Source organism: Blautia coccoides, assembly GCF_034355335.1.
Lineage (GTDB): Bacteria > Bacillota > Clostridia > Lachnospirales > Lachnospiraceae > Blautia > Blautia producta.
The window spans coordinates 1,473,963-1,500,076 of the sequence record NZ_CP136422.1 but is presented as its reverse complement, the minus strand read 5'-3'; the positions used below and the strand labels follow the sequence as shown (position 1 = coordinate 1,500,076).

The window sequence follows — 26,114 nt, the reverse complement described above, 5'->3', positions numbered from 1 at the left end:
ACATTCAGAGCATAAAAAAAGCCCCTCCTGAAGAGGGACGAACAAAATCCGCGATACCACCCTGTTTCCGCACAGAGTTACCCCTGCCGGCACTTACAACATACTGACATATGTGTTTCCTGTAACGTGGAACCTACGTCAGCACCTAATGGGACATTCTGCCTTTCAGTGCTGCTTCTCCGGGATGATCCGTAAGCTTCCCGGATTCCTGCCTCACACCTGCCGGCAGTTCTCTGAAAATCCGTTTGGCAGCTTATGCTTCCCATCATAGAATTTACAAATACTGATGATCAACTCTCAATATTTTATAATATCTTAATGGATATTTTACTTCTTTTTCAGAATCACGTCAACACTTTTTTGTAACATAGTAAAACCGCTGTAACAGTTCAGTCTTCCACTGTCCCGCGAGGTGTTGCCTTGCATTTGCAGGGCAATCCCGAGGCAGCCACGCGCCAGACTCCGGTTTTTACAGTCTGTGTGCATGCCTTTTGTTGCTATGAAGCCGAAAGGCTGAATAGTAACAAACCGCTGCCCCGGGATTGCTCCTTTGGGCAGCGGCTATATGTTCCATATGAATTAAGCGATTTTGGATTTTGCCAGCTCTGCCAGTGTTGCAAAGCCTTCTGCATCATTGATAGCCATATCAGCCAGAACTTTTCTGTTCAGGTCAATGTTAGCCAGCTTTAAGCCGTACATGAATTTGCTGTAGGACAGACCGTTCATTCTTGCTGCTGCGTTGATACGCGCAATCCATAACTGTCTGAACTGACGTTTTTTCTGCTTTCTTCCTGCATAGGAGCTTGTCAGTGCTCTCATAACAGACTGTTTTGCTACTCTATACTGTTTGGAGCGTGCTCCTCTGTAACCTTTTGCCAGCTTTAATACTCTGTTGTGTTTTTTCTTAGCGTTTAATCCGCCTTTAATTCTTGCCATTCTTAATTTCCTCCTGTTTTAGAACCTATCCTGTAATTAGATGTACGGTAAAATTTTCTTGATTGCTTTTACGTTGGTTGCATCTGTGATAGCTGCTTTTCTCAGGTTTCTTTTTCTCTTCTGAGATTTCTTTGTTAAGATATGGCTCTTGTAAGCTTTGTTTCTCTTTAATAATCCTGTACCTGTTTTTTTGAAGCGCTTAGCAGCTGCTTTCGTTGTTTTCATTTTTGGCATGTTTGTATTCCTCCTTAGACTCTTTTCGTGAACGCTTTTAGCGTTTTTCTGTCAAATACATGGTCATTGTCCTGCCTTCTACCTTCGGTGCTTTTTCAATCACCGCGATATCAGCTACAGACTCTGCAAACTCATCAAGGATGTGTTTACTCTTATACATATGTGCCATCTCTCTTCCGCGGAAACGTAATGTCACTTTGACTTTATTTCCCTTGGATAAAAATTTTCTGGCATTATTGACCTTGGTGTTCAGGTCGTTTTCCTCAATATTAGGGGACAAACGCACTTCCTTAATCTCTATGGTTTTCTGTTTCCTCTTAGCTTCCTTTTCTTTCTGCGCTAATTCGTACCTGTACTTACCATAATCGATAATTTTGCAAACAGGCGGCTTTGCAGTCGGAGCAATCTTCACAAGGTCCAGCCCTGCTTCCATTGCCTGCTTCTGCGCATCTCTGGCTGACATGATTCCCAGCTGTTCTCCGTTTGCGCCGATCAGACGTATCTCTTTGTCTCTGATTTGTTCATTGATCATTAAATCGCTAATTGTAGTGCACCTCCATAATATTGATAAAACACTCTGTTCCTGGCCGGCCCTCCGGCCTTCCACCTCATAAAACATCCTGAAAGAAACAAGAAAAAAATGGATAGACGACAATCGACTATCCACACATATCCGCATAAAGAAAACGCTGAAGGCGCTTCGTTTATTACCGTATTAACCATAGTCACGCAATTGTGCTAAGGTGAGAGTGGATACTCTGCTTTCTTTTTCTTCAGACTAGATAAGTCTAACACAGGTGTTTCCATGCGTCAAGAGCTAAATTTCATTTTGTTTTTATTTTTATTAAGAAAATTCTTGTCTTTTGTCTGAAAAAATGGCATAATGTTTCACATACAACAAAGATGCGAAACGCATCGAAAAAAGGGAGAGAAACATGGAGAAAAAAAGAGGAGCATTTTCTAACAAGATGGGATTTGTCCTTGCCGCCGCCGGATCCGCGGTTGGTCTTGGAAATCTCTGGCGCTTCCCGTATCTTGCAGCAAAATACGGAGGGGGCATTTTTTTACTCGTCTATCTGATCCTCGCCGTAACACTTGGGTTTACACTGATGATCACTGAGATCGCCATAGGCCGTAAGACAGGCCTGAGTGCAGTGGGAGCTTTCCGAAAGCTGGACAAACGATTTGGCTTCGTTGGGTATCTGGCCTGCATCGTTCCTTTTATCATCACCCCATATTACTGTGTTATCGGCGGATGGGTGATCAAATACCTGATCACTTTTGTCAGCGGCAACGTATCCGCTGCTGCCGGAGATGACTATTTTACAGGTTTTATATCCCAGGCCGGTTCACCGGTTCTGTGGTTTGCAGTTTTCGTTCTGCTGACTTCCATCGTCGTGATCGCCGGCGTGGAAAAAGGAATCGAAAAAGCCAGCAGGATCTTAATGCCTGTTCTGATCGTACTCACACTGGGCATATCCATTTTCTGTATCACAAGACCGGGTGCCGCAGAAGGTGTGAAGTATTATCTGCTGCCTGACTTCAGCCGTTTCTCAGCCACCACTGTGCTGGCTGCCATGGGACAGCTGTTCTACTCTATGTCACTGGCTATGGGTATTATGATCACATACGGTTCTTATATGAAGAAGGACAACAGCCTGGAAAAATCTGTCCGTCAGATCGAGATCTTCGATACCGGAATCGCTTTTCTGGCCGGCCTTATGATCATCCCGTCTGTATTCGTATTCTCCGGCGGCAACGAGGAGGCACTGGGCAAGGGACCATCCCTGATGTTCATCACTCTGCCTAAGGTGTTTGACAATATGACTCTGGGCGGCATCATTGGAGCAGTCTTCTTCCTTCTTGTACTGTTCGCGGCACTGACCTCCTCCATCTCACTGATGGAGACCAATGTGTCCATTATCCGCGACAAACTGGGCTGGAGCAGAAAGAAAACCACAGTTGCAGTTACCATATATGTACTGCTTCTGGGCGCACTGGTATCCCTGGGCTTCGGGCCTCTGGATTTTGTCCAGATCATCGGACTGGGACTTCTGGATTTCTTCGATTTCCTGAGCAACAGTGTACTGATGCCTGTCGTGGCAATCCTGACCTGTATCAGCATCGGCTTCTTCATCAAGCCTAAGGCAGTATATGATGAAGTGGAGCTGAACGGACCTTTTAAAATGAAAAAGTTTTATACCATCATGCTTAAATGGATCGCTCCTATCTGCCTGATCATGATTCTTGTATTCGCAGTATCTGAGGCAATGGGCTGGATCAAAGTCTGACAAAAAGAGCCATATCTGTAATTTCAGTTACAGGTATGGCTCCTTTTTCATATCTTATGGTTTCTTATCTTTTTTCAAAGCTTCCGCATTTTGTCTCGTCACAGCGGCAGGCACTTCCGCCTGTAATTGTGATCTTGTCTGCATGACATTTTTCTTCTTTATTGAAAGTACAGGTACATGCGCGGCAGTCCACATCAATAGTGCGGCATCCGCAGCTGTCAGCAGCGGCTTTATTGGATGCAGATTCTCCTCTTTCCTCAAAGCTGCGGCAGCAGGTCTCATCCGCAACCTTTGCTTCGCTTCCGTCTACCAGAATGTCTCCTTTGGAGCAGTATTCATCTTTGTTGTAAATACAGGTTCTTGCAGTACAGCTTAATAATGGCATAGTCATTTCCTCCTTATAATTTCGTCGGAAATAGTATGCGTTTCGCCGTACGGTTTTATACCATGGATTTTTCAAAAATTTATTTCTGCTCTTCTTCTTTTACCTCACGGATCTCTCTGCTTTTTATCTCCTCTTTGATGGAGGTGATAAACTCACCAAGATCCTTTTGTCCCTCATCGCCCAGGAAACGGCTTCTCACAGACACAAGGCCCTCCTCTTCTTCTTTGGCGCCTACCACTATCATATAAGGTATTTTTTCCAGTCTGGCCTCACGGATCTTGTAGCCGATCTTTTCGGCTCTTGTATCCATGTCCGCACGGATTCCTGCCTCCAAAAGCTGTGCCAGAACCTTTTTGCCGTAATCCATATATTTGTCGGAAATTGCCAGGACACGCACCTGGACCGGGGATAACCAGGTCGGGAATGCGCCTGCAAAATGCTCGATCAAAATACCGATAAAACGCTCAATGGAGCCAAATGCCACCCTGTGGATCATGATCGGGCGGTGCTTTTCCCCGTCAGCGCCAATATATTCCAGTTCAAAGCGAAGGGGAAGCTGGAAATCAAGCTGGATGGTACCGCACTGCCAGGTTCTGCCGATGGAATCCTCCAGATGGAAGTCAATCTTAGGACCATAGAAAGCGCCGTCCCCTTCGTTCACCACGTAGTCAAGCTCCAGGTCATCCAAAGCTCCCCGCAGGGCTTCTGTGGCCATTTCCCAGTCCTCGTCACTTCCCATGGAATCCTCAGGACGTGTGGACAGTTCCACATGGTATTTGAAACCAAACAGGCTGTAAACCTGGTCAATGAGGCTGGCAACGCCTTTGATCTCATCTCTGATCTGATCCGGTGTCATGAATATATGGGCATCATCCTGCGTAAAGCAGCGCACGCGCATGAGTCCGTGGAGCTGGCCTGATTTTTCGTGGCGGTGCACCAGTCCCAGTTCCCCCATGCGCAGCGGCAGGTCACGATAGGAGCGCGGTTCAGACTGGTATGCCAGGATGCCTCCCGGACAGTTCATGGGTTTGATGGCAAAATCCTGGTCGTCAATAACCGTTGTGTACATGTTTTCTTTATAGTGGTCCCAGTGGCCTGATGTCTCCCACAGATGACGGCTCAACATGATCGGCGTGGAAATCTCCACATAGCCGGCTTTTGTATGGATCTCCCTCCAGTAATCCAGCAGGGTATTTTTCAGCACCATGCCCTTTGGCAGGAAGAAGGGGAATCCCGGACCCTCATCGCGCATCATGAACAGGCCTAACTCTCTGCCCAGTTTTCTGTGGTCACGTTTCTTTGCCTCATCGATCCTTGCCAGATGCTCCTCCAGGTCAGCCTTTTTTGTAAACGCTGTGCCGTAGATCCTGGTGAGCATTTTATTTTTCTCGCTGCCTCTCCAGTAGGCACCGGCAAGACTTGTCAGCTTAAATGCTTTCACCGGTTTTGTTGTCATCAGATGGGGGCCTGCACACAAGTCAGTGAATTCTCCCTGTTTATAGAAACTGATAACAGCGTCTTCAGGCAGGTCCTCGATCAGCTCCACTTTATAAGGCTCCTCTTTCTCCTTCATGAACGCAATGGCCTCCTCCCTTGGAAGCTCGAAGCGCTCAATGGGAAGGGATTCCTTCACGATCTTCTTCATCTCCGCCTCGATTTTTTCCAGGTCTTCCGCTGTCAGAGGGATTTCCCTGTCAATATCATAATAGAAGCCATCGGAAACGGATGGCCCGATCGCCAGTTTTGCATCCGGGTACAGACGCTTGATGGCCTGGGCCATAATATGGGATGCCGTGTGACGGAAAGCTGCCTTGCCGCCCTCCTCGTTAAAAGTCAGGATACTCAGCTCACAGTCATGGTCCACGGTTGTTCTCAGATCCACTACCTGCCCGTCTGCTTCCCCTGCGCAGGCCATCCTTGCCAGACCTTCGCTGATATCGGAAGCGATATCAAGGACAGACACTGCGTGATCGTATTCTTTTTTTGACCCGTCTTTTAATGTGATAATCATAATTCCTCTGCTCCTTTTCTCTTGTCATTCTTGTCATATTTCTTTTGCAATACTGCTGACACGCGACAGAACGGTAACCACAAAAAAACCGCCCCATGCAGCCATTTCTGACTGCAAGGGACGGGTAACTGTCATTACTCGCGGTTCCACCCTTGTTGTACACTGTCCTCCTTTTGAGGACCGGTTCACCACTCATTTGATGGTAACGGAATCACCGGGCCGTGTTAGGGCCGCTCCAAGGTAGTTTTCAAATGCTTCCTGAACAGGCTGCTTCCAGCATATGCCGCCCTCTCTGGGAACCTCCGCATTTTACTCGTCTTGTCATCGCGTTTTCTGTATGAATCTACTTTTCATTATAGCCGCAGAAATATTTTTGTCAACCGCTTTTGTCCCAGAAAACCCAGCGGATATGGACAGCAGCATATATTTCATGCTATTTTATCAGTTCCAGAAGCTCCTCCCTGCTGATCCTGTGGTCAGCCACTGCCTGTCCTTCCATGACATTTTCCGCAAGACGGGCTTTCTTCTCCTGAAGGGCCAGTATCCTCTCTTCTATGGTATTCTTCACCACCATTTTTATGACGGTGACGATATTCTCCTGTCCGATGCGGTGGGTACGGTCTGTGGCCTGGTTCTGGGCTGCCACGTTCCACCAGGGATCGTAATGTATGACCACATCCGCCTCCGTCAGATTCAGCCCTGTTCCTCCTGCTTTCAGGGAAATAAGGAAAACCTGAGCCTCTTTGTTCTGAAACTTTTTCACCATTTCCCGTCTCTGCTCTTTGGTATTCTTCCCGGAGAGATAGAGATAAGAAATCCCCGCCTTGTCAAACTCCCCGGCCAAAAGCTCCAGCATGGTGGTAAACTGGGAAAAAAGCAGTATCCTGTGTTCTGCCTGCACCAAGTCTCGGACCAGTTCCACACAGCTTTCCTGTTTCGCGGAACCTCCCCTGTAATTTTCATAGCAAAGCTGAGGAGAACAGCAGATCTGCCGCAGCCCCATCAGCTCCGCCAGATACTTTATGCGCTGGTTCTTGTAATCCTCCTCGCTCTGGCTGCTTAATTCCATCTGCAGCCTGGCGACTCTGGCGTCGTAGATCTTTTTCTGTTCTTCCTCCATCTTCACATAGACGGTCTTCTCCAGCTTGTCTGGCAGGTCTTTGAGCACATCCTGTTTCTTCCGGCGCAGGATAAAAGGATTCACCATATGCTTCAGCCGTTCCATGACATTTTTGTCCTCATTCTGTACAATGGGCTGTTCCAGCTCTTCCCGGAACTTTTTATAGCTATAGAGATATCCCGGCATGATAAAGTCAAATATACTCCACAAGTCACTGAGGCGGTTCTCTATAGGAGTTCCCGTCAGCGCAAGACGGTGGACAGCCTGCACTTGCTTCACCGCTTTTGCCGTCTGGGTACCTGCGTTTTTAATATATTGAGCCTCATCTATGACCATATAGGGAAAGGTTCTCCCTTTATACAGCTCCGCATCCCGCTTCAACAGATCATAGGAAGTCACCAGTATATCCGATCCAGATGCACTTTTTATGATCTCCTCTCTCTGCTGACTGCTGCCCACAGCCACTGCGACAGAAAGGTCCGGCGCGAACCGGCCAAGCTCGCTCTCCCAGTTATAGACCAGAGATGCCGGGCACACGATGAGGGCGCCCTCTTTTTTCATTTCCAACAGTGTGATAACCTGAAGAGTCTTTCCAAGTCCCATATCATCCGCCAGGATTCCCCCGAATCCCCACTGGGACAGCATGGCCAGCCAGCGGAAGCCGTTCTTCTGATATTCCCTGAGTTCTGCCTTAAGTTCCTGGGGAATCTCAAAATCATTGTCCTGATAGCTGTTCATCTCACGGATGAGCCGTTTGAATTCCGGACTTCTTCTGGCATCCACCTTGCCCGGCTGTGCTTTCAGGGTCTCCGCTATGTAGGAAGCCCGGTACTTGGGAGCAGTAAAGCTGCCTTTGGCGAAATCATTTTTGTCAAACCCAAGCCCCTGGGACAGCTCAGATATGAGAGAAAGGCCATTGTCCTCAAGACTGATGAAATCCCCATTTTTCAGGCGGTAATACTTTCTCCGCCTGCGGTATCCGGATAGGATCTGCTCCATCTCCCGCAGATCCATATCTTCCACCCGGATATCCAGATCCAGCAGATCTCCGGACATGCCTATGCCGATGTTGACTTTCGGGGCGGGGAGAATCCGCATTCTCTTTATCTTGTCATCCACAAAAAGGGCTGCCAGTTCACGGATCTTGGGAAATCCCTGTTCCAGAAGATCATATATTTTTTCCTCTTTTACACAAACCCCATAGATTTCCCCGTTCTTCTCTTCCATGTCAAAATATACTTCCAGACATTTTTTCAGAGCGTCTTCCCTCTGCACGTCACGGTACTGACTGGCCGGTTCTATCTCTGCGAACAGATCATAGACTGTATTTCCATAGACTGCCTCCGCCCGCATCCGAATGGCATCCCGGTATTCTTCATCTATGCTTAAGTACACACTGCACTCGGCCTCTTTGGGCTGATACTCATCAAAATCAATATCGTTCATCTGAATATCCGCATACTGTTCCAAAACAGGCAGCAGTGTCCCGCAGAACGCGGTATAGTCCTCCTGATTCAGAAAAACGGAACGCTCCCTGGACTGAAATGCATAATGCTGTACATTATCCGTGTTCAGGGCTTTGACAATGGGCATCATATCCGCTGAAAAGTCAGGTGTGCACTGGTAAATAATACCGTCTTTCTGAAGATAATCGTGAATATTTCCTTTTATCCACTTAGGGGAATGCAGATAAATGCTGGCTCCCTGCTCCTCTGTTTTAACGATTTCCATCTTGATCTCCGGATTGCCGCGTCTGACCTGATAAGGGGTTCCGTCTATCTCAATGGTCTGGTCCATATATTTTTGCAGAACTTTGTCTATTCCGTAGCTGTTCAGTGAAATGCTGCGGAAGCTGGAGCTGTACACCTGGGAACTGAATTCCAGATTATTATACTGTGTTTTCAAATAATCAGACAGAAGATCGATCCAGGTGAGGGCTTCCGGGGTAAATGCGGAGCGGTCATGGATAAACCCCAGATTTTTGCCGTACGAATCATATTTACCGTATTCCACACTGTCCAGCATTTTACATATGTTTTTCAGGACATACAGTTTGCGTGTACCTATTTTAAACTCTATATGGTAGGAATTGTATGAGGATGTGATGACCGGTTCCAGACGGATCTGACCGTAATATTCCCCCAACAGATAGGCATTATTGCGCACAGCATACTTTGCTATGGTATTTTTCAGCGTATCTGATGTTTCGCGTTTTCTGGGGCCTCCCACGGGAAAGTCCACGATTTCCTGACGCTCCGGGGGCTTTTGGGTGTCCCGGTAGGCGAGGGCCAGAGCTACACAGTGCTTGCACATGCCAAAGTAATTGCCATATGCCGAACAGTCACATACATAGTCCGTAATATCATCATGGGCGTCAAAGGTTACTGTCACATCATACCATTTGCTGCCACTGCCCTTTACCTGTGCACTCACTTCTTTTGTATCCTCTGAAATTTCCTCGATCAGGAAACTTTTGTAGGCCTTTTCCTCGGCAATCCGCTTCCCCCGCTGATACATTGCCAGAAAGCAGTTTTCTTTGACCGTGCTGATCTTTAACATTCTTCCCTCTCCGATTTACAAAATAATTGTATTTTCCATCCTGTCTCTGCAGTTACATATTTCCTGCTGCTTTGTCCTTCACCACTCCGAAGAATTCTCTCACAAGGTAATTCACCTGTAAGAATGTATTGCTTTTGGAGGGGATTCCTTCTATATGAGAGCATCCCAGCTTTTTCCCCAGGGCCACACCCCGGTACACATGAAAATTATTGGTCACTACTCCGATGGATGCCTCTTTTCCTTTGCCATCTTCCTCTGTGTCGATGATCTTTAGAGAAAATTTCAGGTTCTCACTGGTATTTGTGGAGTGTTCCTCTTTCAGAAGCCGATCAGGAGAAACTCCTTTTTTCACAAGATAGCGGTACATTGCCTCCGCCTCTGTGATATCCTCCCCTGTTCCTTTTCCTCCTGAGAGAACCGCGCAGGCCTCAGGATTTTCCTCCAGATACTCTCCGGCACGCTCCACACGGAGTCTCAGGGAATTGCTCAGTTTCGTGCCGTTCACCTGCGCCCCCAGTACGATGATATAATCCAGATCCTTTGACGGCTTGTGGAACATCCCTGTAAAGATCAGGGCTTCCACTGCCACAAAAACAAGTACACAAAGCACTGCCAGCACCAAAAGACCGTGTTTCAGGACCGCAGGGAATGCGAAACCGGACAGCATTCCGTGTTTCCTGTTTAAATGGAGAAATACCGCGATCCCGTAAAAGAAGACACCGCCCGCTGCCCATATACACGGAAACAGGGAGGACAGCCCCGCATAGACGGCAATGCCTATAAAATAAAAAGTGCAGATGCTCCCCAAGATAATGCATAAAGTCTTCATTCGTATCCTTTCGTAACTATTCAGTAGGTCTGCGCATTCGCTGCGCTGACCGTAAGAAAGTGTACCACGGCCAAGCAAAAATCCCATCGCCAAAGGCGATTCTGCATGGATTTTTGCCTGTAACTGCGAGGCTACTGAACAGTTACATCCTTTCTATCACAAAGGGGCGGTTTTCACCGCCCCTCCTAAAAATTATTTATTTCTGCCGCAGCAGTGTTTATATTTTTTACCGCTTCCGCATGGACACGGATCATTACGTCCGATCTTAGCACCTTTTACAATAGTGCCGGATTTCTTCTGCTCTTTGTACAGCTCTTTTTTCTTCTCCTCAGTAAAAATCTCATCCCACTGGGGAAGTTCATACAGCCAGTCCGCTTTGGCGTCCACCATGTTCTTATAGAGAAGTTCTTTGTCAAATCCCAGATTGACTTCTGTATTCTCGTCCATCTCCTCAATAGGGTTCTGAACTTTCAGACTGTCATTAATACCATCCAGGAATCCGACCATGGTCATAACTTCTACTTCAAATTTATCTGCCAGGTCTTTCACTGTGCCGCGGACCACTTCGTCCGGGTTGGCCAGAAGTTTTTCATAGATTCCTTTTTCAATCAGAAAATAGTTGGTCCAGAATTTCTGCAGCTGCGCTTTGTCTGCTTCCTGAGAATACGCAACGTCTCTCCATTCCTGTAATAATGCCATGTATCTTTACCACCTTTTACTTATTATCGTATTTTGAGGCGTCCCGAAACGCCTGACAGATATAGTATATACGATATGACAGATTTTTTCAATCCTTACTTTTTTCAGTCATTTTTACTTTCCCTGACTTGGCAGTATCCATTTTCCGTTTGTGAAATCCGGAACTGCCACCGGCTGACCCCCAAGGGCAATGGACTCTTCCGAGAGGACACTGATACACATCCAAGCGGCTGCATCGTATACATCAATGGGGCATGGCCTGTGATTCCTCACACTGTCAAAAAACGCTTCAAATTCCAACCAGTCCATCCCGTCATGACCGCCCTGGATCCCTTCGGCAAGAAACTTCTTCCAGGTGGGATGTTCATATTCGCTCTCATAATCCGCAGCATTTCCCCATTTCTCTTTCCATTTAAAATCATATTCCACATCTTTTTTATCCAGGAAAATAGAATCGGTGGCCTCTTCATACATTCCCTTTGTCCCGCATACTGTGAAATCCCGGCTGTAGAATCTGGGCAGTGTGGTGTTGAGGGTGAGAAGAATGGTTTCACCTCCGGCGCATTTTATGGTGGTATTCACCACATCCCCCTGGGAAAATCCCCGAATTTCCTGCCCGCGGTCTGTCAGATACTCCAAAAGTCCCTCTGCTTTTGATGCCATGGAACTCAGAGTCAGCATTCGGTTGCCCCTGTTGATATTAAGGATCTGGGCTATGGGGCCTAATTCATGGGTCGGATAGTTCTCTGCGTTCCTGTGTATGTAATTTCTCAGGCGGTAATGGCGGTTTTCTTCTCCCCCTGCAATCTCTTCACGCAGGTCATGGAGATAACCGCCTTTGCAGTGGACGATTCTGCCCAATACACCTTTTTTTGCCATGTTCATAACCATCATTTCTCTTCTGCCGTAACAGCAGTTTTCCAGAAGCATGAACGGAACCTTTGTGGCTTCCCAGGCATCCACCAAATCCCAGCACTGTTTGATACTGTAAGCGCCTCCCACTTCCATGCCTACCGCCTTGCCCGCGTACATAGCTTTTACAGCAAGAGGAATATGACTCTCCCAGGCGGAGGATATGACAACTGCATCCACCTGGCTGCTGTCCAGTACCTCCTGCACATCCACTGTGGTAAGCGGCGTTTTTCCTGTCTTATTTTTGGTAAGCTCTGCCGCAGCCTGCGCCCTGTCCTCATATTCGTCGCAGACGGCTGTGATCTCCACATCCGCCATATGCAGCATAACGTCTTTTAAAAGGCTGTATCCTCTGCATCCAAGTCCTATTACCCCTACTCTTAGTTTTTCCATCTGAACGGCTCCTTTTCCTAATATATTATATATTTTCTGCTTTGCTCTTTCTATATAGTTGTAACATACCCGTATGCAGATTTCTATATGGTTTTGGGGATAAAATATTTGAATATGGATAACTTTTTATCACTGCCCTGATTCCCGGAGAAAGGATGCGGGGGATCTGCCTGTGACCCGCTTGAAAACAGTGCTGAAATAATTCCTGTCACAGAATCCGAGGCGCTCTGACGTCTCATTGATCCCTATACCGTCTTCCAGCATTTCCATAGCATGTCTGATCTTCATCTGTGTAAAATAGGTCATGATTCCAATGCCTGTATATTTTGAAAACGTTTTTTTCAGAGAAGCCTCACTCATGCTGCATAATCCTGCTATGTCTGCCTGGGTCAGTCTCTCCTGGATATGTTCCTCCAATGTACGGACAATACGTCTGTAATTGTCAGCACTGATGGATTCATAGTAATCCATTTTCTGTTTTTTTCCGTTCAGCACAGACAGAAGAAGATTTTCCGCTGTATTGATAAAAATCTGTGCCTCTGCCTCCCTGCCCGTGCGTACACTTTTTACCAGGGTATCTTCCTCCCTGTCAAAAACCATAGCTGCCGTATCTCTCAAAATTGAAATGGTTTTATGGTTCTCCTCTGTCAATTGAAACTGCTTGTCTTTTACCTGAGGCATGGCATCCGCGGCAAAGGAGATCACAAAAATATGGGGTTCTGTCCTTCCTTCGGACCACAGGCGGTGGAATTCCATAGGCCGGTGCAGTACGGACTGTCCTTTTTCAAGGATCAGTATGTCTTCCCCCGCCGTCACACCCAGAGTCCCGTCCAGCACACAGACAAATTCCCAGAAGTCATGGGACTCTCCCTCAAAATAATAATTCCTGTCGAAGATTTCCTCAAAAATAGTAAAGAGAGACGTGATACTGATATATTTACTGACCGCACATCCCTGAAAGTATCTTCTCATGTTTTTTCTCCTTAAATAGCTGATAAGATAAGGTTAAAATTCAGATCATAAATTTATTTTAACTTTTTTTATTTCTTTTGTATAGGATGTTTGTTTCCGGTCATACTATAAGTAGTCCACGGAGGGAAGGCACAAAGATGTGACGCTCTTCGAGGACCACAAAAGAAAAAGTAGAAATACTTATCCTCCCCTTTGAAGCCTCTGTAACCGGAAGAAGCCCACCGGTTACAGGGGTTTTACATAATGTGAAGTGCTGAAGTGGGCCTAAAAACTGTTGTCAAACTGTTGTCAAAGTGTTGTCAGAATTCCTCAATCCCTTGTGTTTCCTGCCTTATCTGGAAAGTCAGGAGATTTTTGAACCATATACCGTATTCAGTGTTCTCCGGACAGCGTCGCTGCCGGAGCCCGTTGCTTTATAGTACGCTGAAAGGGTGATCCCTGTATCTCTGTGACCCAGAACCTGGGAGACATCACTGATCGCAACTCCCTCTGATATGGTGATTGTCGCAAACGTTTTACGCAGTTTGTGTACCTTTGCATATTCAATTCCTGAAAAGTTCAATAGTTTTTCCCAGACATCATAGATATTGGATTTTGTAGGCACTTTCTGCATTTTATTGCACAAGACCTGCTCACACATACGATTCGCCTGTATATACCGTTTCTTCAATTCAAGAAGGCATTCCTCGGTATGTTCAGCCATTGGAACTACGCGGATAGATGTCTCGGATTTTGGGAGCTTTGTATAGTAAATTTTTTCCGCTGCTCTGGCCATGCCGTGATACATCTGGTTATAATAGGTTCCAGTCAAATCTCCGCAGAAAAAGAGCAGTTGGTGAGTTTTTTTCTGCTGCAGTGCCATGGCAATCGGATTGGGAATATATCCATACTGGTTGGCAATGTCAATAATTCTCTTTTTCTTCTCTTTCTCCACATAACCGCTGTTGTTAAGTGCACGGGAGACCACAGAAATCGACACCCCGGCCTCTCTGGCAATATCTTTTCTTGTAATACTTCTTCCTTCAGACATTTTTCCATCTCTTTCCGTCAATATCACTCTGCTGCTCTGTATTTCTGTTTGATTTTTATATATTACTTCTAACTGTCATGCACTAATACTAAATTATTACATCTTATGTATCAATACTTCAAAACATGGTCACGGAACCATATAAAATAATGCCCATTTTTTGTAAAAAGCGATAGAACATCCCCAATCTTTTGTACGATTTTCGACATTCTTTGAGCAACATGCACAAAACGTGGACACGAATCCAGAAAACACGAGACCACATTTTTTCATTTCTCCATCTTCTTTTCCTGCCACATAAAAAGGGGTTGTAAAAAACTTCCCTAAAAGAAAAATCGCCAGAACCCGGCATTTGCCGGAATTGGCGATTTTTCATTAAGGACTTATTTTACAGGCCATATTAAGATACCCCCATACATTCCACAGCCTCCGCAAAATCATTTTTTCAACTCAGCATCCCATCTCATTCACTTACATAAATACTTATGTCTTTTGTATCATTCACACTTACAACAGGAAATCCCGTACCAGATTCAAACCTGTTCTGTTTAAGTATGTTCTGCTGATCATTTATTGTACCGCCTTGGATCATGTTTAAATCCATTCTTACATTATCCGGCAATTTATCTAAATAGACAGAGACCCCTCGAAACGCATTTGCCTCGGAACCCTCCAGTGTGATATTGTGGTCCAATCGATCAGCCTCTAAGTCAAGGACCACAACTGATTTTTCTGCGTGTACTAACACATCTGAACTGATTGTTTCAAAATAAATATGACCAAATCCCCCTGTTGTTTCAACTTTTTCAAATTCTTTCTGAGGTATGTAAATGACGAAAGAGCCGAGAACATTATCGTCGTCCTCCGAACTTTCCATTAAAATATTAATATCAAGTGTATGGTCCTTCTTCTCATAACGGACTTCATACTTATGATCTTTATTTAAATCTGCATTATCAAATTCAAAATATTTATTTCCCCCTTGCTTTACGACAATGGATCTGGCATTCCCCTTGAGATTAACATGGCTGATGTCTTCAGCCGCAATAGTGTCATATACTTTTTTCTCTTCTTCCTTATCCGTAACATCCAGAGTATTTTTCCCGCTGTTACAGGCAGTAAATAAAGATACACAAAATACACTTATACATAAGAAACTTATTGCTTTTATCTTTCCCATCATATCCCCCTATGGTTTCTGTTCACATTCATTGTACTATACACACATCTGTACGTGTTTCTCTCCGGCATGTTAAAAACAGAGGAGGATACACTGCCTTTTCCCTGCATCCTCCACATAACTTCACTCACTCTTTTGCAGAAACATAGTTGGGATTCTCTTTAAATGCCTGCACCAGTTCCTGCCCTGGTTCCTCTTTAAACACTTTTTTCCATGATTTCAACAGATTATCAGGTGTAACGCTGATCGGCTCAATTCCGATAAATGACGGAACTTTTTCATTTAACACAGATTTTGCAGCCGCCAAAGCAATTGCCTGTCCCTGCTCATACGGGCACTGTGCGCTAAGCACCTTGATCATACCGCCCTTTGCCATATTCATAGCATCCGCATAATCCAGGTCGCTGGTGACGATGGCGACATCAGTCCGCCCCATTTCTGTCAGCGCTGCAATGGCCTCCATCGCAGGGCCGTCCCAGGAAATATACAGAGCTTCTATTTCCGGATAGCGTTTGATCAAATCCTTTGTCTTTTTATAAACCTCATCCTCTTTTTCAAACCTGATCTCTTCACATAAATGCAGCACCGGATATTCCTCGCTTATGACCTGTTTTGCCGCATTATCCCTTTGTATGGTCGCGTAGAAGTCAGCTCCATGGACGATCAACCCATAGTTTTTCATATTATGCTGATACATATATTCCCCAAGGCCATGTCCCATATTCTGTCCATGAGAATGTTCATTAATAGAAACGCAGGTAACATAATCCTCCGGCCGCAGTCCATCCGGTACATTAGTTATTAAGATCAATTTTATCCCGCTGTCCGCAATTTTCCTAAAGGCATCTGCGGTCAGTTTATTATCGGTGGGAATAGCGATCAGAATATCCGGTTCCAGCATCCTCAAACTGTCCAGTTGTCTGCACTGCAGCTGAGGATCAAAGTGGGCGTCTGTGATCGCAATGATAGAGATACCCAGATTGTCAAAAATATCTCGTATTCCCTTTTGATGCAGCTCCATCCATGCCTTTCCCGCATAATGGAAGGAGATAGCTGCCGTCAGCTTTTTATACCTGATATTCTGTATTTCAGCTTCCGAGAGTACAAGTTCACTCATAGAAGACGCCTTTTCTCCGAACGGGCCTCTGCCAATACCGCAGGTTGAGGAGCGCACCACCAGCTTTGTCTGCAGCATAACGGTCCGATAGACATTTTTGTAGGCGGGCACATTGGCATACTCTTTGTTTGCAATCCTTTGCAGCAAGGTCTCAACTGTCAGTTTTACATACTGTTCCGTATCCTGTTCCACTGTTGTAAGGGCCGGTGTATGCAGGGGCGCCCAGTCAAAGGAACCGAAGCATACCACGGATATGTCTGTGGGACAGGTGATATTGTGTGCATCTATATATTTCAGAAAAGGTATTACCACCGCGTAATTGGCAACGATCAGGGCTGTGGGCATTTGTTCACCGCTCAAAAGCTCATCCAAAGCCTCGAAAATATCCTGCTCCTTTTGTAAATGGGGATAGATATATTCGGACAGTTCCGGTATATGATACTCCCGCAGCGCTTTTTTGAAGCCTTCCAGCCGTTTCGGCGAACGCTCCCTGCTTCTCCCCAGAAATCCGATCCGTTCATGGCCCTTGTTGATCAAATGCTTTGTGGCTTTATAGGCCCCATCCAAGGTGTCTGTACAAATTGTGTCTGCCATAAAATTCCTGACTTCTCTGCCCAGAACTATAACAGGGACCTTGACATCCAAAAGGACACGCTGTATAAGAATATCCTTTTCATCCGGAAAGACAATAATCCCGGTTACCATATTCCCAGCCAGCAAAACATCAAAAAAGCTTTTCATGCCGGAAATATCCGAATTACATTCTATGGTGATCAAAGAATACCCCGTATCTCTTAACCCTTCATCAATCTGCTGCTCTACTCTGCGCTGAAAGCTGCTTTTCTTATCAGCGATCAGCATAAGGATATATTTCTCTTTTATTTCCGGCATGTGCGGCAACGTTTTCTTTAGAACAAAATTAGGCGGAGTATCCAGTTCCCGTATTGCTTTCTCCACCTTTTCAACTTTCTCAGGACTGACATAACGTGTTTTGTTGACTACATGGGAAACCGTAGATGTTGAAACACCTGCCATTTTTGCAATGTCATTAATTGTGGCCATATTATCATTCTCCCACCTGTTTATAGTATACGGCTGCTATCCGAAAAAACACCTCACGGGACAGCAGCCGTGTGTAGTTACAGTATATTACTACTATACAATTACCCAAAAGAAAAGTCAATTTGTTGCGCAAATTCGGGAATATTTTCGTAACAAAAGAAACAGGAACCGCAAACGGTTCCTGCTCTGTCTTTTTAATCTTCAACTTTCATCCATGCTTTATTCTGCGCTGATCTCATAACCGCATCGCAGACTCTCTCCACGCGGTATCCCACCTCAAAATTGGTACTGGGCTGATACCCCTCTGTGACCGCCTTTATAAACTCATACATCTCTATGGTTTTCAGTTCGCCGTAACCGATATTCATACCGGGGATATTCCAGGTTACTTCTCCGTGGAAATGCGCCGGTCCCGTATAAATTGTCTTGAATCCTCTTCTGTCATCCGGATCATCCGCAAAGCATACCTGCAATTCGTTCAGTCTTTCATAATTGAATGCAATGCTGCCCTTTGTTCCGTGCAGCTCCATGGTGATAAAGTTATTTCTGCCCCACGCATTACGGGTTGCTTCAATGCTGCCGACAGCTCCGTTTTTAAACTTTACCAGGAAGGAATCTTCATCATCCACGTCCACTTCTTTTCTGGGGGCATCTGCGCCCAGCTTTACAGTGCCAAGCAGGTCCACTCCGCCTTCCTGTACAGGCCTTTCTTTGATATATGTTTTTACCATAGAGACTACTTCCTCAATGTCACCGGCCAGATACTGGGCAATGTCAATAACATGTGATGCAATATCTCCCAGAGTTCCTGCCCCTGCAATATCCTTCTGGAATCTCCATGACAAGGGGGAATCCGGGTCTGCGGACCAGCTCTGCAGATATGTACAACGAATATTCAGAATTTCCCCAACTGCTCCTTCGTCAATAAATTTTTTAGCGAGATCGATCGCAGGAACTCTGCGATACTGATACGCATTCATACTTACAATGCCGTTCTTCGCTGCTTCTTTGGCGGCATCCGCCATTGCCTTTGCATCATCCAGGTTAGATGCGATGGGTTTTTCACAAATAACGTGTTTGCCTGCCTGCAGCGCAGCGATAGCGATGGGTGCATGGACGTTGTTTGGTGTACAAATGCTTACAACATCAATTTCAGGATCATTGATAATATCATGCCAATCTGTGCAGCTCGCCTGGAATCCAAACCTGTCCTTTGCTTCTTCCGCGATAGACGGCTCAATATCACAGACTGTTTTTAATACAGGTACTGCCGGGGCGGGCCAGAAAAATTTCGGCATATTAGAATACGCCACCACATGTGCCTTTCCCATAAAACCTGCTCCTACTAATCCTACATTTAATTTTTTCATGATCGAATCCTCCTTAAAATATTTTTTAATTGTTCTTTTTTCTTCGGCTGAGATTGCTGATGGCAACCGCCAGGATTATAATTCCGCCTTTGATCATTGTCTGCTGCGCAGAACTAAGATTTGCAAGGATGACCGCGTTATTCATCATCCCCATAAGCACGGAGCCAAACAGCGCTCCGATCACGGAACCGGTGCCGCCCGACATTGCAGTTCCTCCCAATACGACCGCAGCGATAACAGACATTTCATCGCCGTCGCCGTAGGAATATCTTCCCGCCTGCATACGTGCCGCATACATGATCCCCGCAAACGCCGCAAATGCGCCTGACATGGTAAAAGCAATGATCTTCACTCTGTCTGTTTTAATACCACTGTAGACCGCAGAATTCTCATTTCCGCCTGTGGCGAGAACATGTCTGCCAAATGCGCTTTTGTTAAAGATCAGAATTCCGATAATATAAAACAGGATAGTCCACAAAACCAGCACCGGAATCCCCGCAACGCTCCCGATCCCGAAAATATTGCAAAAAGTTTTATTTCCAATGGGAACCGCGGCGGTATTGGTGATCCACATGGCAGCACCTCTTACGATCTCCATGATACCAAGGGTGGCCAGAAAAGCCGGAAGCTTCAGCTTTGTAACCAGCAGCCCATTTATACAGCCAATGACCACGCCAAATCCCAAGCCAGTCACCAGTGCCAGCAGAATACTGTTTGTAGCCTGCAGGACAAGAGAAACCAGCATTGCCGTCATGGCGGTTACTGCGCCCACCGTCAGGTCGATCTGCCCCGCTGCCATGACAAAAACGCCGGCAACCGCCATAACGGATATCATTGCTGTCTGCCTCAGAATATTGATCAGGTTCCTGGGCTGCAAAAAGCCTTTATTCCCCAGGATCAATGCAAACAGTATGAACACAGCGGTGAAAATAATATAAACCATATACTTATCCCACTGTATATTCTTTTTATTTTTGCTGGATTGCATATTGTAATTCCTCCTCTGAATCTATTTTGCTCCTATCCATCTCTCCAGTGATCCTTCCATCATATATGGTGATGATCCTGTCACATACTGCCATAAGCTCCGCCAGTTCCGATGAGACAAACAAAACACCCTTTCCTTCCTCCGCATAATCCCTCATCAGCGCGATGATCTCTGCTTTCGCACCTACATCAACGCCCGCAGTGGGTTCATCCAGCATCATGACTTCCGGCCGCATATTCATCCACTTGGCAAGGACTACCTTTTGCTGGTTGCCTCCGGACAGCAGATTGATCCTCTTATGAATATCATCTGTCACTATATTGAGCTTCCGGACATTATCTTCCACCATCTCATCAGCCATTTTTTCATCAACAAATACTCCGTGTTTTCTCAGCCTTGCCACCTTCGGCAAAATGGCGTTTTCTTTTACAGAGTGGATCAGAACAAGCCCCTTTTTCCTTCTGTCCTCTGGAATCAGTGCAAAACCGTTCTTAACAGCCTCTGTGGGGTTTCCTATCTTCATCGTTTTGCCGTTCAGCTTTACGACTCCCCCTTCCTGTTTCCTGATCCCAAACAAAGTCTCCAAAATCTCTGTCCTTCCGCTTCCCATCAAACCGGCAAATCCCAGAATCTCTCCTTTTTTCAAACTGAAAGAAATGTCTGATATCCTGTCGTTTATTTTGAGATGCTCTACGCTCAGCAGATCAGGGCCGTCCTTGTCATATGTTCTGGGAATCCAGTCAAATTTTTTCCCTGTATTCTCCCCCATCATATGAGCAATGATCTCATCCATAGTGATGTCTGAGATCCGGCTGGTATGTACAATTTTACCGTCCCGCAATATTGATATACTGTCCGCGATCTCCATGATCTCACTCATACGATGGGAAATGTAGATCATGGAAACCCCTTTATTTTGCAGGTCCTTCATCATCTTAAAAAGCTGTGTGGTCTCTGCATCTGATAAGGACGCTGTAGGCTCATCCAGCACCAGGATCTTGGCCTCTTTTTCCATAGCCTTTGCAATCTCGACCATCTGGCTTAAACCCACGCTCAGATTACCAACCATCTCCTTTGGGTTCACTTCGATCCCCAATTCTTCCAGAACCTCACAGGAGCGTCTTGTCATATCTGAAGTTTTACGGATTCCCTTTTCAACGATCTCCGCACCCAGAAAGATGTTCTCCTCCACTGTCATACTCTGAATGAGAGACAATTCCTGAAATATCATTCCGATTCCGTTCTTTTTCGCATCGTGGGTGTCCTGTATGGATACTTCCTGTCCATTGACCAAAATCTTCCCGGCATCCTTGGTGTAAACACCTGTCATAATTTTCATCAGTGTAGATTTTCCGGCTCCATTCCCGCCAACCAGAGCATGAACTTCCCCCTTCTTCAAGGAAAAATCAACGCCTTTGAGCACCGGTACTCCAAAAGATTTTTCAATCCCCTGCATTTGCAGCACATATGGGTTCATTTTCTCCCTCCTTATCTGCCTGCTGCTTCCTGCAGCCAGTCCGGCGCCTCAACATGGTAGACATCTTTATACGCTTCCAGGATATTGGATCCGTCTACTTTTTTTGCCGCAACCGCAACATATGCCGGCGCCTCTTTTCCCAGCAGAGAATATGCCGCCAGTGTCGCCTCCGCAACACCCTGGTCATACGGAAGCTGTGCACCCAGTCCCACAACATTGCCTTCTGCAATTTCTTTGGCGATATTATTCCCCAAGTCAATGGTCGTAAGCTTCACATCATCTCCGGTCAATCCCGCTGCCTTTACAGAGGAGAGTACCCCCTCCATGGGAACATCCCAGCTCGCATAGATACCATTGATCATAGGGTACTGTGTTAAAATGGCATCTCCCTGCTCGGAACATCCATTTTCATCTGTAAATCCCTGTTCTGTCACGATCTCAATATCCGGATATTTTGCTGCCATTGTCTCTTTAAAACCCTGGTCTCTCTGATTTGTCACAAAAAAGTCTGCATCATAATAGACCATTCCGATCTGTCCTTTTCCGCCAAGAGCTTCGCCCATTAATTCAGCGGCAACGCAGCCGTTTCCATAGTTATCTGCAGATACACAGCTCACATAATCTTTTCCCGCTGTCATCTCTGACGGAACGTTGTCCATAAATACCAGCTTGATCCCTTCATCTGCCGCTTTCTTGAACGCGTCGGCAGTAGCTGTGGCGTCTGTCGGAATACTGATGATGACATCCGGATCTTTTGCCATGATAGTTTCTATGTCTGATACCTGCTGCTCTGCCGAAAAATTTGCGTCCGTGGTGGCAACAATTTCTATCCCCAGATCTTTAAATGTAGCCTTTAAACCTTCCAACTGGGAGGTTGCCCAGTCATTTCCCCCATAATGAAGTGAGATCGCCGCTTTGTATCCGCCATCGCGGATCTGCTGCTTCTCTTCCTCTGTCAACGTAATATCAGATGCCGGCGCAGCCGCTTCTCCGTTCGGACCTGTTGACAAGATTTTACTACCGTCTCCGGCCTGAACAGCCTTATCCCCGGCATCTGTCTCTTTTTCTATATCTGCATCCGCTGTTGTACCGTTCTGGGTCTTTGCTGCCGTATCTGAACTATCTGCAGAATTTCCGGAATTTCCGCAGCCTGCCATCATTGTCCCGATCATTCCTATAGCCAATACCACACTTACCAATTTTCTTTTCATACTCTACCTGCCCTTTCTTTTTTTAAACAAGTTTACCTTTAAGATACTCATAAGAAGTCCTGCACGCGGAAACCGGATCACCGGCATATCCATCTACTTCCACAAGATAATCCCCGCTGTAATTTTTCTGTTTCAGGAAATCAAGAACCCCGTCAATATCAATACTTCCGGTACCAAGAGGAGCAAACCCATTTTTATCCAGATCTTTTAAATGTACAAAGGAGATCCTGTCATAATATTTCTTTACGATTTCCAGGGGATCTCCTCCGCCCGCTGCAAGGTGCGCTAAATCAGGACAGATATCAATAGATGTTCTGGCAAACAATTTATCAATCTGTTCCGGCGCCTCTGCCATGGAGCCGAGATGGGGATGATAGCTCGCTTTCAGTCCGTATTCCCCAAACACCTGAGCAGCCATATCCAGCCCTTTTCCCAGCAGTGTGTAATCTTCCTCCCGAATCCCTTTTCCTCTGATCGCTCCTCCGCAGATTCCTATATATGTAACGCCTACTTCCTTTGCCGCCTTGGCAACCGTTTCCATATGGTACATTTCATCTTCCAAAGCATCCTGATATATAAAGTTTGCTCCCACACAGACGCTCATCATTTCTGCCGAATACCTTTGCAGCATGTCTTTCAGCACCGAAAGGTCATCACAATATTTTGTAAGGTTGCCTTCCAGGACTTCAATGCTTCTGAAGCCTACCTCTGTTATGCTTTTCAGAATCTCCTCATCATTACCCATAGTCAGATACCGGATATCTTTAACACTTGTCACACCGGCGCCATCCCCTACAAGGGGACCGAAACCATTTGTCATATAACCAACTCTCATGTACTATACCTCCATTTTTGTGCTTTTTATTAAATTTGCGCAAATTTTCTTGATGCAGCAATCATACCTCGTTTGGTTTTATTCGTCAATATCTTTTTTAAATCCTTCTATATTTTGGCATATTTCCACAATCATGTACACTTCTTATTGTCACTTTTCACACATTGACTTTTTCTCTCCTCCCCCTCATAATAGGTTATATAAAAATTTGCGCAAATCATTTTTGCTATTGTTACATACTTCTTGCAGCGCACAAGCGCTGTGTCATTCTTGCAGAAAGGAATCTATTTATGAAACTTGGATTTATCAGTTCAATACTTGAATCCTCTTCCTTTGAAGAGGTCATTGACACCGCCTCAGAACTTGGTTATGAGTGTGTTGAAGCAGCCTGTTGGCCAAAAGAAAAAGCAGCCAGACGTTATGCGGGAATCACACATATTGATATTGAAGCACTTACCGAAAGCAGGATTGCTTCTATTAAACAATACTGCCTTTTAAAAAATGTTGCCATATCCGCACTGGCCTATTATCCCAACACCATTTCCGATGATCTTACCCAGCGCCAAAAGGCAGTGGAGCATTTAAAGGCTATGATCATCGCTGCTCCAAAATTAAATGTCAGTACCATCACTACCTTTATCGGCCGTGTCCAGAATCTGACCATAGAGGAGAATCTGACCATCTTTAAAGAGGTGTGGACACCTATTATCAGACTTGCAGAACAGTATAACGTAAAAATAGCTATCGAGAACTGCCCCATGCTTTTCGGCCCCGAGCAGTGGCCAGGCGGACAGAACCTTATGACCACCCCTGCGATCTGGCGTAAGGCCTTTGATCTGATCCCAAGTGATCATTTCGGTTTAAACTATGACCCCTCCCACTTTGTCTGGCAGCAGATGGATTACATCAAGCCCTTATACGAGTTCAAAGAAAAAATCTTCCATGTACACTATAAAGACATAAAGGTTTACCGGGATAAACTGGAGGATGTGGGAACTATGGCTTACCCCTTAGACTATATGTCACCAAAACTCCCGGGACTCGGGGACGTAAACTGGGGAAAATATGTATCCGCATTGACCGATATCGGCTACAACGGTTATAGCTGTATTGAAATAGAAGATAAAGCCTTTGAGAGCTCTTCCGAACAGATACTGAATGCTCTCCGGCTTTCCAACCGCTATATGAGACAATTTGTTATTTGAAAGGAGAAAGTATATCTATGAAACCAGAGAAAATAAATATAGGACTTATCGGAGCCGGTTTTATGGCCAAGGCACACTCTATCGCATACGCCGGTATGCCCATGTTTTTTTGGCCGGCTCCCGCAATCCCCGTAAAAAAAATGATCGTAGATATGAATGAGTCCGTTGCCAGAGATGCCAAAGAAAAATTGGCTTTCGAGGCTTATTCCACAGATTGGCATGATATCATAAATGATCCGGAAATTTCTGTTGTAGATATCTGCACACCTAATAATGTACACGCTGAAATTGCGATTGCCGCAGCAAAAGCAGGAAAACACATTATCTGTGAAAAGCCTCTTGCATTGACCTCCGATGAGGCAAAAGAAATGTATCTGACCGCAAAAAAGAACCATGTAAAAACCATGGTGGCATTTAACTACCGGAAAACACCCGCGGTACAGCTTGCCAAAAAATATATTGACGAAGGTGCCATCGGCGAAATCCTTGACTTTCGCGGTACCTATCTTCAGGACTGGTCTGCCGATCCCGATTCTCCTCTGTCCTGGCGCTTTCAAAAAGATATATGCGGAAGCGGCGCCCTGGGCGATATCGGAACCCACGTGGTAGACATGCTCCGCTTTCTTGTAGGAGATTTTAAAAGGGTCAACGCCCGGACAGCAACTTACATCAAAGAAAGACCGCTGCAGACCGGTATGTCTGACAGCCTGGGCAACGCGCGTGTGGAACAGAATACTCCTAAAAAAGCGGTGGACGTGGATGATCAGTGCATATTTATGGTGGAATGCACAAACGGCGCTTTTGGAAGCATCGAAGCTACCAGAAACGCCTGGGGAAGAAATAACTATATCACTTTTGAGATCCACGGGACAGAGGGGTCCATTTTCTTTAACTACGAACGCCGTGATGAGCTTCAGGTCTGCTTTGCCGGCGATGCTGCAGACAGACGGGGATTCCGCACGGTATACACAGGTCCAAACCATCCTTATGGAAGCGGATTGTGGCCCATCCCCGCCCTGGGCATCGGGTACACTGAAACAAAGATCATTGAATGTTATGATTTCTTCCGCTCTTTACAGGAGGATACAGAACCCGTTCCCAATTTCCGTGACGGGTATGCTGTTGAATTGATCTCTGATGCCATTTTAAAATCGGCCCAGACACATGAATGGACTGATGTAAAAGATTTATGTGCGGACAGTGATCCGTGTTATTTTGTGTTTTAGGGCTTTGAAAAACTGATAAAATACAAAGAGGACTTCCGCCTCAATATCGCTGAGACGAAAGTCCTCTTTTCT

At 45.7% G+C, this 26,114-nt stretch carries 21 protein-coding genes and 1 other annotated feature; of the genes, 3 read left to right on the top strand and 18 right to left on the bottom strand.

The genetic code is table 11. The annotated features are described in order from the left end of the window. Positions 1 to 30: 30 nt before the first annotated feature. Positions 31 to 278: a binding site (T-box leader), on the bottom strand. Between the two features lie 301 nt (positions 279 to 579). From rplT to infC, 3 genes are read right to left on the bottom strand one after another with little or no spacing between them, the layout of a single operon-like run. Continuing rightward, on the bottom strand, positions 580 to 936 hold the full coding sequence (gene rplT, locus BLCOC_RS06455; RefSeq protein ID WP_018594210.1) for a 50S ribosomal protein L20: 357 nt from the start codon (positions 934 to 936) through the stop codon (positions 580 to 582). Between the two features lie 36 nt (positions 937 to 972). Beyond that, positions 973 to 1,170 carry a 50S ribosomal protein L35 gene (gene rpmI, locus BLCOC_RS06450; RefSeq protein ID WP_018594211.1) on the bottom strand — a complete coding sequence of 66 codons (198 nt, stop codon included), beginning with the start codon at positions 1,168 to 1,170 and terminating at the stop codon, positions 973 to 975. A 37-nt stretch (positions 1,171 to 1,207) separates the two neighbouring features. Next, positions 1,208 to 1,702, bottom strand: a complete 495-nt coding sequence (infC, locus tag BLCOC_RS06445) for a translation initiation factor IF-3 (protein ID WP_018594212.1) — start codon at positions 1,700 to 1,702, stop codon at positions 1,208 to 1,210. A gap of 403 nt (positions 1,703 to 2,105) precedes the next feature. Between infC and BLCOC_RS06440 the strand changes: the two genes are divergently transcribed. Beyond that, on the top strand, positions 2,106 to 3,461 hold the full coding sequence (locus BLCOC_RS06440) for a sodium-dependent transporter (protein WP_115624761.1): 1,356 nt from the start codon (positions 2,106 to 2,108) through the stop codon (positions 3,459 to 3,461). Between the two features lie 64 nt (positions 3,462 to 3,525). Here the strand turns inward: BLCOC_RS06440 and BLCOC_RS06435 are convergent, their stop codons facing one another. The 15 genes from BLCOC_RS06435 to BLCOC_RS06365 form a co-directional block, all read right to left on the bottom strand. Beyond that, complete coding sequence (locus BLCOC_RS06435) at positions 3,526 to 3,846, bottom strand: DUF1540 domain-containing protein (protein WP_018594214.1); 321 nt, start codon at positions 3,844 to 3,846, stop codon at positions 3,526 to 3,528. Between the two features lie 79 nt (positions 3,847 to 3,925). Beyond that, positions 3,926 to 5,857, bottom strand: a complete 1,932-nt coding sequence (thrS, locus tag BLCOC_RS06430; RefSeq protein ID WP_115624760.1) for a threonine--tRNA ligase — start codon at positions 5,855 to 5,857, stop codon at positions 3,926 to 3,928. Positions 5,858 to 6,290: 433 nt separating this feature from the next. After that, complete coding sequence (locus tag BLCOC_RS06425; RefSeq protein ID WP_115624759.1) at positions 6,291 to 9,536, bottom strand: SNF2-related protein; 3,246 nt, start codon at positions 9,534 to 9,536, stop codon at positions 6,291 to 6,293. A gap of 52 nt (positions 9,537 to 9,588) precedes the next feature. Further along, positions 9,589 to 10,365, bottom strand: a complete 777-nt coding sequence (locus BLCOC_RS06420) for a YdcF family protein (protein ID WP_226984750.1) — start codon at positions 10,363 to 10,365, stop codon at positions 9,589 to 9,591. A gap of 192 nt (positions 10,366 to 10,557) precedes the next feature. Beyond that, a complete protein-coding gene (locus tag BLCOC_RS06415) occupies positions 10,558 to 11,064 on the bottom strand; it encodes an SEC-C metal-binding domain-containing protein (RefSeq protein ID WP_018594220.1) in 507 nt (168 codons plus the stop codon). A 114-nt stretch (positions 11,065 to 11,178) separates the two neighbouring features. Then, entirely contained in the window at positions 11,179 to 12,369 is a 1,191-nt protein-coding gene (locus BLCOC_RS06410; RefSeq protein WP_115624758.1) for a Gfo/Idh/MocA family protein, read from the bottom strand. 129 nt (positions 12,370 to 12,498) lie between these two features. Further along, positions 12,499 to 13,341, bottom strand: a complete 843-nt coding sequence (locus BLCOC_RS06405) for an AraC family transcriptional regulator (RefSeq protein ID WP_018594222.1) — start codon at positions 13,339 to 13,341, stop codon at positions 12,499 to 12,501. Positions 13,342 to 13,684: 343 nt separating this feature from the next. Then, on the bottom strand, positions 13,685 to 14,371 hold the full coding sequence (locus tag BLCOC_RS06400) for a LacI family DNA-binding transcriptional regulator (RefSeq protein WP_115624757.1): 687 nt from the start codon (positions 14,369 to 14,371) through the stop codon (positions 13,685 to 13,687). A 463-nt stretch (positions 14,372 to 14,834) separates the two neighbouring features. After that, positions 14,835 to 15,554: a hypothetical protein gene (locus BLCOC_RS06395; protein WP_131918287.1), complete on the bottom strand. Its 720-nt coding sequence runs from the start codon at positions 15,552 to 15,554 to the stop codon at positions 14,835 to 14,837. Between the two features lie 124 nt (positions 15,555 to 15,678). Then, a complete protein-coding gene (locus BLCOC_RS06390; protein WP_115624755.1) occupies positions 15,679 to 17,730 on the bottom strand; it encodes a LacI family DNA-binding transcriptional regulator in 2,052 nt (683 codons plus the stop codon). Between the two features lie 194 nt (positions 17,731 to 17,924). Further along, a complete protein-coding gene (locus BLCOC_RS06385) occupies positions 17,925 to 19,100 on the bottom strand; it encodes a Gfo/Idh/MocA family protein (RefSeq protein ID WP_018594248.1) in 1,176 nt (391 codons plus the stop codon). Between the two features lie 25 nt (positions 19,101 to 19,125). Further along, positions 19,126 to 20,088: an ABC transporter permease gene (locus BLCOC_RS06380; protein ID WP_018594249.1), complete on the bottom strand. Its 963-nt coding sequence runs from the start codon at positions 20,086 to 20,088 to the stop codon at positions 19,126 to 19,128. Further along, positions 20,069 to 21,565, bottom strand: coding sequence for a sugar ABC transporter ATP-binding protein (locus BLCOC_RS06375; protein ID WP_115624754.1), 1,497 nt, complete (start codon positions 21,563 to 21,565; stop codon positions 20,069 to 20,071). Before BLCOC_RS06375 ends, BLCOC_RS06380 begins: the two co-directional genes overlap by 20 nt. Positions 21,566 to 21,576: 11 nt before the next feature. Continuing rightward, a complete protein-coding gene (locus tag BLCOC_RS06370) occupies positions 21,577 to 22,776 on the bottom strand; it encodes a substrate-binding domain-containing protein (RefSeq protein ID WP_115624753.1) in 1,200 nt (399 codons plus the stop codon). A gap of 22 nt (positions 22,777 to 22,798) precedes the next feature. Next, entirely contained in the window at positions 22,799 to 23,611 is an 813-nt protein-coding gene (locus BLCOC_RS06365) for a sugar phosphate isomerase/epimerase family protein (protein ID WP_029470150.1), read from the bottom strand. 290 nt (positions 23,612 to 23,901) lie between these two features. On the opposite strand from BLCOC_RS06365, the gene BLCOC_RS06360 reads away from it, so the two are divergent. Both BLCOC_RS06360 and BLCOC_RS06355 read left to right on the top strand, forming a co-directional pair. Beyond that, on the top strand, positions 23,902 to 24,816 hold the full coding sequence (locus tag BLCOC_RS06360) for a sugar phosphate isomerase/epimerase family protein (RefSeq protein WP_115624752.1): 915 nt from the start codon (positions 23,902 to 23,904) through the stop codon (positions 24,814 to 24,816). Between the two features lie 17 nt (positions 24,817 to 24,833). Further along, positions 24,834 to 26,042 carry a levoglucosan dehydrogenase gene (locus tag BLCOC_RS06355; RefSeq protein ID WP_115624751.1) on the top strand — a complete coding sequence of 403 codons (1,209 nt, stop codon included), beginning with the start codon at positions 24,834 to 24,836 and terminating at the stop codon, positions 26,040 to 26,042. Positions 26,043 to 26,114 lie beyond the last annotated feature (72 nt).